The sequence below is a fragment of the Pseudarthrobacter polychromogenes genome (genome assembly GCF_014644495.1).
GTDB lineage: Bacteria > Actinomycetota > Actinomycetes > Actinomycetales > Micrococcaceae > Arthrobacter > Arthrobacter polychromogenes.
The window spans coordinates 171,897-184,719 of the sequence record NZ_BMKU01000007.1 but is presented as its reverse complement, the minus strand read 5'-3'; the positions used below and the strand labels follow the sequence as shown (position 1 = coordinate 184,719).

The window sequence follows — 12,823 nt, the reverse complement described above, 5'->3', positions numbered from 1 at the left end:
TGGGCTTTAATCGCATCAAGTGAGAGAGCGTCCCGGGGGTTTACAGCCCCAGGATGGCCCGGGCGATCTCGTCGGCGTCCCTTAGCGTCCGCTGGCCGCTCCGGTAGGCGGGCTGTCCGGGCTGCACGGCCTCCGCGGCGATGGCTGTTCCCCACTGCGAGGACGAGAGCTGCAGGCCCAGCACGTAAAGGTTCTCCGTCACGGACCCGTTCGCTGCCACCGGCCGGTAGGGGTGGGGCACAACATCCAGGCCCGTGGACTGCACGGGTGCGCCCTCCGCGGTCATCATCAGCCGCGGCCTGGCCAGCCCGTCCGCGAGCAGCTGCTCAAGCACCGGCGACTCGTTTGCGGACACCCTGTTGCCGGGCGCGAGCGCCTCCACCATGGTCCTTGCCGTCACGGGCGGTCCGTCCACCCAGGGGGACGAGGCGGTAAACACAGCGTTCCTGCGGTCCACGCCGAACTTGGGGTCGGGCCCCACGAAGCTGACAATCCCGGCCCTTGCCAGCGCAGCCAGCTGCTCCGAGCGGAGCGCCGGCGGCCCGCTCGCAAGCCCTTCCACGAAGGACTCGAACCAGCCCCGCAGCCCGGCGACCCATGACTCGTCGGTGATGCCGCCGTCGGCCACTGCCGTTTTTAGGACCGCCCGGCCGCGGTGCAGGGCGCCGATGGCCATCTTCACCGGGTCATCCTCGCCCAGGGCTGAGCGGCGGGCGTCGTCGAGCAGGTATTCGACGACGGCGGCGTCAAGCTGGGTGCGCGAAGCGAAGGAACGTCCGGCCAGCGGCGCTGCCAGTCCGGGCAGGTCGAGCCGGTGCCGCGGGCCCACGTGCACGGCCAGGACGCTCTCGACACTGTCCTCCCACTTGGCAGCACTATGGGCATGCGGGTGCAGCGCCTCTTCAAGCGCGGTCAGGAAAGCAGCGGTATCGGGAACCGCGCCTGGCTGCGAGCGCACCAGAGTTGAGTAGTACGCCCAGAGCGTGTCGCGGTGCAGCAGCGGCCAGAGGTCGTGGTCGAAACCCGGCCGGATTCCCGCGGTGCGGAAGCGTTCCAGGGCGGCGTCGGTAAGGTACCGCAGGGTAACCGAAGCAGGATAGTAGCCGGCGAGCGCCGCTTTGGCCCGGTACGGCGTCCCCCGGCGTGAGGCGGCGATGATCAGCGGCTCCTGGCCGGACGGTTCGTAGTCCAGCTTCCCGCCGTTGCTGACGAACTTTCCGCCGCGGCCCTCGGTGAGCTGGCCCATGGCGTCAAAGAAGTTCAGGCCCATGCCGCGGACCAGGACGGGCTGGCCGGGGGGGATGGCCGCCCAGTCGACGTCGGCCGGCACCGCGGGCGGCAGGTACCGCAGGCCCAGCTGCTCCGCCGCGCCCTGCAGGTCACGCTGTTCCGGGTTCAGCCGGGACGGGACGTGCCCCAGGGCAAGCACCACGGCGTTGGTGCGGAACGTGGCTCCCCCCGCCAGGCCGACGTCGAACGTTCCGTCCGCGGCCCGGCGCACCGATTCGGCAGACGTTTCGTGGAATTCAATGGTGACGCCGTCGGGTGCCTTCTCCGTCAGCTCGTCCAGGGTGCAGCGGAGGTAGCGGCCGTACAGGGCCCGGCTGGGGAAGTCGCTGGATTCGAGGACGGCCAGTTCAGCCCGCTCATCAGCGGTGAGGGACGGCGACGGGTGTGCCTGCTGCCGCACCCGCCACTGGTCAAAGGTGGTCCCGGCGACGGGAGCGGCCAGGGCAGGGTCCTGAGGAACCAAGGTGGGATAGAAGGACTGCGTGTTCATCAGGTACAGCCGTGACTGCTGCGGCTGCCACACGTGCCCGGGCCCTGCCGGGTAGGGGTCGATGACGTCGATGTGGAGCTGCACCGGCTCGGTGCCGGTTGCGGCGTGCGCGGCCGTGTGGGCGAGCAGGCGTTCCAGAACGCTGGTGCCCCGGGGACCTGCACCGATGATGGAGGTCCGGATGCTCTGCGTTTTTTCCACGGCATCCAGCGTACGGGCTGAACGCGTGACTTGCCCGCCGGCAGCTAAGTTGTTTGGATGGCCCAATGACCACCACTGCAGCTGATTCAGCGCCCGAGCCCGTCGACGAGAATGTCTGGCTGGAGGAGATCTACGGCGAAGAGCAGCTTGCCTGGGTCAAGGAGCAGAACTCGCGCACCGAAGACCTCCTGGAGGATGCGGACTACGCCGGCCTGGAAGGAAGCATCCTGGAGGTGCTGGACTCCACGGACCGGATCGCCATGGTGGGCAAGCGCGGGGACTGGTACTACAACTTCTGGAAGGACCGCCACAACCCCAAGGGCCTGTGGCGGCGCACGGCGTGGGAGAGCTACTGCACGGATTCCCCCGAGTGGGATGTGCTGCTCGACGTCGATGAGCTGGCTGCAGCCGAGGGCCTGGAGTGGGTGTTCCACGGCGCAACCTTCCTCCGTCCCAATGCCGGCGAGCCTTACCGGCTGGCCCTGCTGGCGCTCTCCCCCGACGGCGGCGATGCGAGCAGGTACCGTGAGTTCGACGTGGAGAGCCGGTCCTTCGTGGATCCGGCGCAGGGCGGTTTTGACCTGCCGACGGCGAAGGGCAACGTTTCGTGGCTGGACGCGGACACGCTGCTGGTCGCCTCCACCGCGGAGGGGCTGCCGAAGACCGCTTCTTCCTACGCCCGGACAGCGGTCACGCTGAAGCGCGGTGCGGAGCTGGCCGGCGCGCCCCTGCTGTTCGAGGTTGCCGAGCAGCACATGATGGCCGTGGTGGCGCACGACTCCACTCCCGGATACGAGCGGACGTTCGCCGTAGACTACATCGACTTCTTCAACCGGAAGAACCTGGTGCTGCGGGACGGAGAGTGGGTGCAGATCGACGTGCCCACCGACGTAAACGTCAGCGCGCACCGGGAATGGCTCCTGTTCCGCCCGCAGCAGGACTGGGTGATCGACGGAACCACGTACCCGGCCGGTTCACTGCTTGCCTGCGGGTTCGAGGACTATCTCGCCGGCGCACGGGAGCTGGCGGTGCTGTTCACCCCCGACGCCCGCACGTCGCTGCAGTCCTGGAGCTGGACCCGGAACTTCCTGCTGCTCAACCTCCTCAAGGATGTTTCGTCCGAAATCCGGGTCCTTGATCCTTCCCGCCCGGTTGACGGTCCGGGTGGCGCCTGGGCCGCCACGCTCCTCGACGCCTGCCCGCCCCTGCACGATGTCAACGCCTACGCCGTGGACGATGAGGACGCGGAAGTGTCCGACGGCGGCGCGGGTGACGACTTCTGGCTCGTCGCCACCGGGTTCACCACTCCCACCACGCTGATGCGCGGCACGCTGGAAAGGACCACAGACGGGACGCCCGGCGTGGTGGGCCGGCACGCCGTGGTGAAGGCGTCGCCGTCGTTCTTTGCTGACGGCGACTATGAAGTGCAGCAGCATTTCGCCGTGTCCGAGGACGGCACCCGTGTTCCCTACTTCCAGGTGGCCCCGCGGGACCTGGCGCTGGACGGGCAGAATCCCACTCAGCTTTCCGGCTACGGCGGGTTTGAGGTGTCCCGCACGCCGGCCTACAGCGGCACGGTGGGCAGGGCCTGGCTGGAGCGCCGCACCTCTCTGTCCGCCGGCGCTGACGGAGATGCTCCCCACTCCCGCGGCGGCGTCTACGTGGTGGCGAACATCCGCGGCGGCGGCGAGTACGGGCCGGCATGGCACCGCGCAGCCCTCCAGGAGAACCGGCACAAGGCCTACCAGGACTTCGCCGCCGTCGCCCGGGACCTCATGTCCCGCGGGGTCACCTCGCGCGAACGGCTGGGCTGCGTGGGCGGATCCAACGGCGGCCTGCTGGTGGGCAACATGCTCACCAAGTACCCGGAACTGTTCGGCGCCGTGTCCTGCGGGGTGCCGCTGCTGGACATGCGCCGCTACACCAGGCTGTCCGCAGGCCACTCCTGGATTGCCGAGTACGGCGACCCGGACGTCGCCGAGCAGTGGGAATACATCAGGACCTTCTCCCCCTACCACCTGCTCAAGGACGGGGTGGAATACCCGGAAACGTTCATCTGGACCGCAACCTCCGATGACCGGGTTGGTCCCGTCCAGGCGCGCAAGATGGCCGCGCGGATGCTGGCCATGGGCATTCCGAATGTCTGGTTCCATGAAGCTTTGGAGGGCGGCCACGCCGGCGCGTCCGACAACCGGCAGGCGGCGGCACTGCAGGCACGGAGCCAGCACTTCCTGTGGAAGGCCCTGGCAGGCGGCCTGGCGTAGAGGTGGGTCTGGACCTGCGGCGGGCGGAACCTGCCGACGTTGAACGGCTGGCGGAGGTCCACGTCCGCTGCTGGCAGGAGACCTACCGCGGGATGCTCTCCTACGGGTTTCTCGCCTCCCGGGTCCCGGCTGACCGGCTGCCCCTCTGGCGGCACCTGCTGGAGTCAGCCGAACCGGGGGTCGTGTGGGTGGCGTCCGACGGCGGCACCTTGGTTGGATTTGCGGGCGTCCACCACGTGCCCCCCGGGGATACGACGCATGCTGCCGCGCCGCCGTCGTCCGGAGACCTGGAACTTTGGGGACTGTACCTGCTGGCGTCACACCAGGGGCTGGGCCTGGGACGCCGCCTCCTCGAGGCCGCCCTGGGCACCAGCGCCGCGACCCTGTGGGTGGCCGCGGACAACGGGCGCGCCATCGGCTTCTACCGGCACTTCGGCTTCGAACCGGACGGGGCCGCGGACACAATTCCGGACTGGGAACACCTCCGCGAAATCAGGATGGTCCGGGCGGAACAGCCCGTGGCGTGACGCCGGCCGAGGACAACTCCGGTGCGGTGTGAGGAATGCTGTGAGCGGGCCGGTGATCCGTTTTGCACTGCATGGCCCGTTCTGCGTATCCTTGGTGGGCTAGGAATAGCAATTGGAGACGTGCCAGAGCGGCCGAATGGGCTTCACTGCTAATGAAGTGTGGGGCACAACTCCACCGGGGGTTCAAATCCCCCCGTCTCCGCGTTTTGGCCCCGGTCCTGGACCGGGGCCTTTTTGCGTTCCCGGGCTCTTTGGCTTTTGGGATCCAGGCCTTTGGGCACCAGGGCCTTTCTGTCCGGTTCCTGCGTCCGGGGTAAGGACACCGGGGGCCCCGCATGTTCTGCCGGTGGCAGGATGAACGGATGGCAGCAAGCAACACCGTGGATGGAACACCCGGGACCGCCCAGGCATGGAGTCCCCGCCTGGCCCTCCTGGTGGCCGCCACCTTCTTTATGGAATTCCTCGACGGCACCGTCCTCACAACGGCCATCCCCAATATCGCTGCCGACTTCCGGGTGCCGGCCCCGGACGTCAACATCACCATGACTGCCTACCTGCTCACCGTTGCCATGGGCATTCCGCTCAGTGGCTGGCTTGCAGAACGGTTCGGCGCCCGCCGGGTCTTTTGCCTCGCCATCGCCATCTTCACCATCGCGTCACTCGCGTGTTCGCTCAGCCAGGACCTCACCGCGCTCACCCTCAGCAGGATCGCCCAGGGATTTGGCGGTGCCATGATGGTGCCGGTGGGAACCCTCGTGGTCCTTCGCGGGACGCCCAAAGCCGACCTCCTGCGCGCCACCGCGTTCCTGGTATGGCCCGGGCTGCTTGCACCCGTCCTGGCTCCGCTGGTTGGCGGTGCGCTGACTACGTACCTGTCCTGGCACTGGATTTTCCTGATCAACCTGCCCCTGGGTGCAGCCGCATTCCTGGCGGCTCTCCGGCTGGTGCCTGCAGGAGCGGGCGACGGCGGGCGGCGGCTGGACTGGCTGGGGCTGGCCCTCACCACGCTCGGGGTGGCGGCGCTGGTGGTGGGCCTCGAACTGGCGAGCACGCACCCGGATGCTCCGTGGGCTGCCCTGAGTGCCGCATCAGGAGCGGTTGCCCTGGCGTGCGCCGTGCTCTGGATGCGCCGGGCCCGCAATCCACTCTTTGACCTGGGTGTTTTCAGCACCCGCACATTCAGGGCGATGGCAACCGGCGGGTTCGCCTACCGGCTGACCATCAGCTCCGTCCCCTTCCTGCTGCCGCTGATGTTCCAGGCCGGGTTCGGCTGGGCCCCCCTGCAAGCCGGTGCCATGGTGGCTGCGGTCTTTATCGGCAACATCGGCATCAAGCCGGCCACAACTCCCCTGATCCGGCGCTTTGGCTTCAAGGCAATGCTCGTGTTTGCCTCCTTGGCTTCCGCAGCGACCTTCGCCCTCTGTGCCCTGCTGACCGCGGACACCCCCGAGCCGTTGACCTTTGCACTGCTGGTCTGCAGCGGGGCCTTCCGCTCCATGGGTTTCTCCGCCTACGCCTCGGTCCAGTACGCGGACATCGCCCCTGCGCAGCTCACCTCGGCGAACGTGGTCTCAGCAACACTGGTCCAGCTCGCTGCCGCCGCCGGCATCGCCGTTGGAGCCCTGCTCATCCGGCTGTTCGACGGACTCAGTGCTTTCCCTTCCGACGCCGCCGGCCCCTTCCGCGGAGCATTCCTCGCGATGGCGGTGCTGATGCTCGCGAGCACCGCGGACAGCCTGTTCCTGCCGCGGCACGCCGGCGCGGAAGTCAGCCAGCGCAGGGCCCAACGGGTCTGAACACAGCGGGCTTGGCTCAGCGGGATTTGCGCCAGCTGGCCCGGCGTCAGCCCGCTGGTCTTGGCATCTCCGGCGTCAGCCGGCCTGCGCCAGCACCAGGGGAAGGACAGCTCCCGCACCTGCCTGGCGAAGCGCCCGGCCGGCAACTGTGAGCGTCCACCTGCTGTCCACGATGTCGTCTATCAGCATTACGCTGCCGCCCTGCAGGGAGCCCAGCGCCGCCTCAAGTTCCGGCCCCACCACCAGGCGGTCCCACACCCCAGCCAGGCGGTAGGCACTGTTGCCGCCGCGGCTTCCGGTGGGACCCCCGTGGGCCAGCTGCAGCTCTCCCAGGTACGGGATGCGCCCGGTTTCGGAAATGCCCCTGGCAAGGGAGCCCACCAACTCAGGCTTGCCTCGCGAGGGGACGCTGACAATGGCTGCAGGCCGTCCCACCCCGCTCCAGCCGGGATTGCGTGAGTCTCCGGCGCCCCACTCGCGCAGAACCTGGACGCAGGCTTGCAGCATGTCCGGATCCACCGGCCGGTCTGCGGCGCCGGCCGCGAACAGCTCGCGCAGTGCACCGCCCCAGCCAAGATCGGTAAGCCTTGCCAGGACGCGCCCCTCCGCGAGCCCTTCTCCGGGTTTGAGCTTTCCCTTCACCGGAACTCCGAGGCGGTCCATTCCGCTGGGCCACTGCAGCCGCGCCTCCAGCACACCGCCCGCCCTGTTGAGGGTCTGGCTGGCCGCGGCCGTGGCCTGTTCCGCGATGTCTGCCCGGAACCACTGACCGGCGCAGTTGTCGCACCGGCCACAGGCGTGCGCGGTCTCGTCGTCCAGGACTGAGGTGATGTACTCCATCCGGCAACCGGCCGTGTCCTGGTAAATCACCATGGAGTCCTGCTCGTCCACGCGGGCTTCAGAAATGCGCTGGTACCGCTCGGCGTCGTATATCCAGGGCTGGCCGGTGGACCGCCATCCGCCGCCCACCCGTTCCACTGCCCCGTCCACCGAGAGGACCTTCAGCAGCAGTTCAAGCGGGGTTCGGCGAAGGTCTACCCGCGCTTCCAGGGCAACGGTGGAAAGTGCGGTGCCTGCTTCTGCCAGGGCGGTAAGGACGGCCGCTGCCTTCTCTTCAGAGGGCATGGAGGCGGTGGCGAAGTACTGCCAGATGTCGCGGTCCTCGGCACCGGGAAGCAGCAGGACGTCGGCGTTGGCCGCCCCACGGCCCGCACGCCCCACCTGCTGGTAGTACGCAACGGGTGAAGAGGGCGCGCCGAGGTGGACCACGAAGCCCAGGTCTGGTTTGTCGAAGCCCATCCCCAGGGCTGAGGTGGCCACAAGGGCCTTGACCTGGTTGTCCTTCAGGAGCTGTTCTGCCCGCTCCCTGTCGGCGGGGTCGGTGCGGCCCGTATAGGCGAGCACTTCGTGGCCGGCCTCGGCCAGCAGCCGGGCCGTGTCCTCTGCGGCGGACACCGTCAGGGTGTAGATAATTCCGCTGCCCGGCAGGTCCGCCAGATGCGTCAGCAGCCAGCCAAGGCGCTGTTTGGCGTCTGGGAGGGACAGGACGCCCAGCCGCAGGGAGTCCCGGCCAAGCGCACCGCGGATTGTCAGGACGCCAGCCCCGAGCTGCTCCTCTATGTCGTGCACAACCCGCGAGTTGGCCGTGGCGGTGGTGGCGAGCACCGGGACCGTGTCCGGCAACTGGGTAATCAGGTCCGCGATCCGGCGGTAGTCGGGGCGGAAATCGTGGCCCCAGTCGGAAATGCAGTGGGCCTCGTCAATCACCAGCAGGCCGGTCCGCCGGATCAGTTCCGGCAGCTGGTTTTCGCGGAAGGAGGGGTTGGTCAGCCTTTCCGGCGACACCAGCAGGACGTCCACCTGGTCAGCGGCGAGCTGTTCGCGGACGGTGTCCCATTCCAGCTGGTTGGCTGAGTTGATGGCCACTGCCCGCACCCCGGCGCGGGCGGCGGCAGCCACCTGGTCCCGCATCAGGGCCAGGAGGGGCGAAACGATGAGGGTGGGCCCGGCGCCCCTGCGCCGTAGCAGCAGCGAAGCCACGAAGTAGACTGCCGATTTTCCCCAGCCGGTGCGCTGGACAACCAGGGCCCTCCGGCCGCCGTCGACCAACGCCTCGATTGCTTCGAACTGGCCCTCGTGGAAGCCTGCCGTCGGGTTGCCGACCAGCTCGCGGAGAACCTCGAGGGCCTGTGCATGCGTTGCTGTCGAGGGAGGGCCGTCCGTGGTTGCAGATTCAGAAAGCCTGGTTTCGGAAAATGCTGGTTCGGAGAGTGCGGTTTCGGTTAAAGCTGGTTCAGGAAATCTGGCGTGCTGGTTATCGACCATTGATTCAGTATCCCAGCCACGTCCGACACCCAAGAGCACGGCCACTGCTATGTGGATTTCGGACACCAAGGGGGCCGAAGGCGATTACTCCAGATGTGCTTATCCACAAACATAGCCCTCCCTCAATTGCCGAGATCCGGCTGCACCGTAAGATAAAGCCCGTGACTAGCGAACAGACAACGGCTTTTGACCTTTCGGCATCCTTCAAGGCGTACGACGTCCGGGGCATCGTAGGCGAGTCCATCACCGCCGAAATCGTCGAAGCCGTGGGGGCCGCTTTCGTGGACGTCCTCAAACTCGAAGGCCAGACCATCCTGGTGGGCGGCGACATGCGCCCGTCCTCCCCGGACTTCAGCAAGGCTTTCGCCAACGGCGCAGCCACCCGTGGCGCCAACGTTGAGCTGCTGGACCTGATCTCCACTGATGAGCTCTACTTTGCCTGCGGTTACCTGAACCGTGCCGGCGCCACCTTCACCGCCAGCCACAACCCTGCCGGCTACAACGGCATCAAGATGTCCAAGGCCGGCGCAGTGCCCATCTCCTCCGAGTCCGGGCTCAAGGACATCCAGGCGCTGGCCGAGCAGTACCTCAATGCAGGTTCCATGCCCGTGGCCGAAAAACGCGGGCAGATCGGCGTCAGGGACGTACTCAAGGACTACTCCGAGTACCTCCGCAAGCTGGTGGACCTTTCCGGCTCCCGGCCGCTCAAGGTAGTGGTGGACGCGGGCAACGGCATGGCCGGCCTCACCACCCCCGCTGTGCTGGGCGACACCCTGCTCCCCAAGCTTCCCCTTGACATCGTTCCCCTGTACTTCGAGCTGGACGGATCCTTCCCCAACCACCCGGCCAACCCGCTGGAGCCGGAAAACCTCCGCGACCTGCAGGCGGCAGTGGTAAAGCACGGCGCAGACATCGGCCTTGCCTTCGACGGCGACGCCGACCGCTGCTTCGTGGTGGATGAAAAGGGCAACCCTGTGTCGCCGTCGGCCATCACCGGCATGGTAGCGCGCCGCGAGATCGCCCGCGCGAAGGCACAGGGTGAAGCAACACCCACGATCATCCACAACCTGCTCACCTCACGCGCCGTATCAGAGCTCGTAGAGCACGACGGCGGCCGCGCCGTCCGCACCCGCGTGGGCCATTCCTTCATCAAGGCCGTCATGGCAGAGGAAGGCGCGGTCTTCGGCGGCGAACACTCGGCCCACTTCTACTTCCGCGACTTCTGGAACGCTGACACGGGCATGCTGGCGGCCATGCACGTCCTGGCAGCCCTGGGCGAACAGGACGGCCCCCTGTCCGAACTGGGCCGGGAATACGAGCCCTACGTCAGCTCCGGTGAAATCAACTCCGAAGTGGAGGACAAGCCCGCTGCCGTAGAGCGCGTCCGCGCAGATTTCGCCGGCGAAGACGTCACCATCGATAACCTGGACGGCAGCACGTTCACGGCCAACGACGGCAGCTACTGGTTCAACCTGCGGCCGTCCAACACCGAGCCCTTCCTCCGGCTCAACGCGGAAGCCACGGACCAGGCCACCATGGAACGCATCCGGGACCGGGTCCTGGCGATTGTCCGGGCGTAGGACAGCATGACGGAAAGCACGGGGCCCGCAACCCAGGAACAGGGTTCCGGCCACCAGGACTCCTGGCGGGACTCAGTACCCGAGGGCACGGCAACGGACCTGGAGAACCTCCTGGGGACGGGCGTCAGCGCTGCCCAGGAACAACTCCAGCGCAACGGCGTCTTCCTCCCCTTCGCGCTGACCGTACAGAACGACGGCGAGGTGCGGCTGGTGGCGGTCTCTCCGGCAGATGCCGGCGAAGGTTCGGACGGGGACTTCGACGCCGAGGCCATGATCAACGACCTCACCGCCCTGCTGCAGCAGAACCGGGAGGACTTCCGGGCTGCCGCCATCGTGTGCGACATCCTGCTGGTTGAGGAGGACTCCGACGCCATCCACGTGGCAGCCGAGCACCGCGACGGATCTGTCTTCGCAGCCGTGCTGCCCTACGCGGCCAACGCCGGGACGCAGACGTGGGAATTCGGCGAACTGGCCGCCGACGCCAGCGAGCCTGCCATCTGGGTGGACTAGACCGGCGAGGCCCCCATGAAGATTAACGCCTTCGCCGACGTGAGCCTCCGGGCTTTGATGGTGCTTGCGGCGGCTCCAGGTGGCGCGTTGCTGACAACACAAAACATTGCCGACTCGGTGGGAACCCCCTACAACCATGTGAGCAAAGCGATGACGAAGCTCCGCAGCCTGGGACTGATCGAGGTGGTCCGCGGCCGGGCAGGCGGTTCCCGGCTCAGCCACGCCGGCCGCGTTGCCACCGTTGGGCAGGTCCTGCGCCAGCTCGACACCCGGACAGACGCAGCGGATTGCGCGGCCCCCGGGGGCAACTGCCCGCTGATCAACGAGTGCAGGCTCCGCGCAGCGCTGGCCCGGGCCCGGGAAGCTTTTTACCGGGAACTCGATTCCGTGGTGATAGCGGACCTCCCGGGTTCCCGGCAGATGGCCCCCGTCTTCGACATGATCGGACTGCGCCCGGGGCTCTGAACCCGTGTCTGTTCGAACTGCCCTCCGGCACCCCTTCGGAAGACTCTGTTACCGGCCGATTTGCGTCAGATTTCTACAAGCTGTAGAACTTGGGTATGAAAACTTGCATTCTGAATGCAGGTATTCGCGAAGGCCGGACGAAGGCCCCGGTCACTACCCTCAGGAGTTCCCATGCTCTCGGAAAAATCCCGCCCCGTCATTGAAGCAACCCTGCCGCTTGTGGGTTCTCGGATTGGTGCCATCACGCCCAAGTTCTACGCCCGCCTCTTCGCCGCCCACCCAGAACTCCTGGACGGCCTGTTCAGCCGTTCAAACCAGCGCTCCGGCAACCAGCAGCAGGCGCTGGCGGGCAGCATCGCCGCCTTCGCCACCCACCTTGTGAACAACCCGGGCACCCTTCCCGAGACCGTCCTGTCCCGCATCGCCCACCGGCACGCCTCCCTGGGAATCACTGAGCCGCAGTACCAGGTGGTCTACGAGCACCTGTTCGCTGCTATCGCCGATGACCTGGCCGAGGTCATCACACCGGAGATCGCCGAGGCCTGGACCGAGGTGTACTGGCTGATGGCCGACGCCCTGATCAAGCTCGAGAAGGGGCTCTACGCCGCGCAGTCCAACGACAGGATGTGGATGCCGTGGCGGGTAGCAGCCAAGACCCCTGCCGGTGCGGGCTCCATGACCTTCACCCTTGAGCCGGCGGATGACACCCCCGTCACCGACGCGTTGCCCGGCCAGTACATCAGCGTCAAGGTAACCCTGCCGGAAGGCCTCCGGCAGGTCCGCCAGTACTCCCTGTCCGGCGAGGCCGGTACCAGCCGCAGCTTCACCACCAAGCTCGACGACGGCGGCGAGGTCTCCCCCGTACTCCACAACAGCGTGCAGGTGGGCGACGTCCTGGACATCTCCAACCCCTACGGTGAGATCACCCTCAAGGACGGCGACGGCCCGGTAGTCCTGGCGTCCGCCGGTATTGGCTGTACTCCCACCGCGTCCATTCTTCGTTCACTGGCGGAAGCCGGATCCGAACGGCAAGTGCTGGTGCTCCACGCGGAAAGCACCTTGGACAGTTGGGCGCTGCGCAGCCAGATGACGGACGACGTCGAACGCCTCGATGGCGCCGAACTACAACTGTGGCTCGAACAGCCGGTAGCCGGAGCCAAGGAAGGCTTCATGACCCTGCGCGAGGTGGACCTTCCCGCCGACGCATCGCTGTACCTGTGCGGCCCGCTGCCGTTCATGAAGAACATCCGCAACGAGGCAATCAACGCCGGCATCCCTGCGACGCGGATCCACTACGAGGTCTTCGGCCCGGACATCTGGCTGGCCAGCTAGGCCCCACTCCCCCGGAGTTTTTGTCCAGATCCGCAGGCTTAGC

General features: G+C 67.2%; 9 protein-coding genes and 1 tRNA gene. 8 read left to right on the top strand and 2 right to left on the bottom strand.

Annotated elements, in window-relative coordinates:
• Positions 1–40: 40 nt before the first annotated feature.
• Positions 41–1,981: an FAD/NAD(P)-binding protein gene (locus IEX43_RS12950; RefSeq protein WP_188811604.1), complete on the bottom strand. Its 1,941-nt coding sequence runs from the start codon at positions 1,979–1,981 to the stop codon at positions 41–43.
• Positions 1,982–2,046: 65 nt separating this feature from the next.
• Between IEX43_RS12950 and IEX43_RS12945 the strand changes: the two genes are divergently transcribed.
• The 4 genes from IEX43_RS12945 (at position 2,047) to IEX43_RS12930 (ending at position 6,568) form a co-directional block, all read left to right on the top strand.
• Positions 2,047–4,245: a prolyl oligopeptidase family serine peptidase gene (locus IEX43_RS12945; RefSeq protein ID WP_188811602.1), complete on the top strand. Its 2,199-nt coding sequence runs from the start codon at positions 2,047–2,049 to the stop codon at positions 4,243–4,245.
• Positions 4,246–4,247: 2 nt separating this feature from the next.
• A complete protein-coding gene (locus IEX43_RS12940; protein ID WP_229666450.1) occupies positions 4,248–4,772 on the top strand; it encodes a GNAT family N-acetyltransferase in 525 nt (174 codons plus the stop codon).
• A 114-nt stretch (positions 4,773–4,886) separates the two neighbouring features.
• Positions 4,887–4,974: transfer RNA gene (locus IEX43_RS12935), tRNA-Ser, on the top strand.
• Positions 4,975–5,134: 160 nt separating this feature from the next.
• Complete coding sequence (locus tag IEX43_RS12930; protein WP_188811599.1) at positions 5,135–6,568, top strand: MFS transporter; 1,434 nt, start codon at positions 5,135–5,137, stop codon at positions 6,566–6,568.
• 75 nt (positions 6,569–6,643) lie between these two features.
• Here the strand turns inward: IEX43_RS12930 and IEX43_RS12925 are convergent, their stop codons facing one another.
• Complete coding sequence (locus tag IEX43_RS12925; protein ID WP_188811597.1) at positions 6,644–8,893, bottom strand: RecQ family ATP-dependent DNA helicase; 2,250 nt, start codon at positions 8,891–8,893, stop codon at positions 6,644–6,646.
• Positions 8,894–9,054: 161 nt separating this feature from the next.
• Between IEX43_RS12925 and IEX43_RS12920 the strand changes: the two genes are divergently transcribed.
• From IEX43_RS12920 to IEX43_RS12905, 4 genes are all read left to right on the top strand, one after another.
• Positions 9,055–10,473 carry a phosphomannomutase/phosphoglucomutase gene (locus tag IEX43_RS12920; protein ID WP_188811595.1) on the top strand — a complete coding sequence of 473 codons (1,419 nt, stop codon included), beginning with the start codon at positions 9,055–9,057 and terminating at the stop codon, positions 10,471–10,473.
• A 6-nt stretch (positions 10,474–10,479) separates the two neighbouring features.
• Complete coding sequence (locus IEX43_RS12915; protein WP_188811593.1) at positions 10,480–10,983, top strand: hypothetical protein; 504 nt, start codon at positions 10,480–10,482, stop codon at positions 10,981–10,983.
• A 15-nt stretch (positions 10,984–10,998) separates the two neighbouring features.
• A complete protein-coding gene (locus IEX43_RS12910; RefSeq protein WP_188811591.1) occupies positions 10,999–11,448 on the top strand; it encodes an RrF2 family transcriptional regulator in 450 nt (149 codons plus the stop codon).
• Between the two features lie 171 nt (positions 11,449–11,619).
• The gene (locus IEX43_RS12905) at positions 11,620–12,780 is read left to right on the top strand and encodes a globin domain-containing protein (protein WP_188811589.1); all 1,161 of its coding nucleotides are present in this window, start codon (positions 11,620–11,622) and stop codon (positions 12,778–12,780) included.
• Positions 12,781–12,823: the final 43 nt, after the last annotated feature.

Bases quoted from the DNA above. Each gene is read 5' to 3' on its own strand.
- IEX43_RS12945 (WP_188811602.1), top strand. From the start codon at position 2,047: ATGACCACCACTGCAGCTGATTCAGCGCCCGAGCCCGTCGACGAGAAT.
- IEX43_RS12930 (WP_188811599.1), top strand. From the start codon at position 5,135: ATGGCAGCAAGCAACACCGTGGATGGAACACCCGGGACCGCCCAGGCA.
- IEX43_RS12925 (WP_188811597.1), bottom strand. From the start codon at position 8,893: ATGGTCGATAACCAGCACGCCAGATTTCCTGAACCAGCTTTAACCGAA.
- IEX43_RS12915 (WP_188811593.1), top strand. From the start codon at position 10,480: ATGACGGAAAGCACGGGGCCCGCAACCCAGGAACAGGGTTCCGGCCAC.
- IEX43_RS12910 (WP_188811591.1), top strand. From the start codon at position 10,999: ATGAAGATTAACGCCTTCGCCGACGTGAGCCTCCGGGCTTTGATGGTG.
- IEX43_RS12905 (WP_188811589.1), top strand. From the start codon at position 11,620: ATGCTCTCGGAAAAATCCCGCCCCGTCATTGAAGCAACCCTGCCGCTT.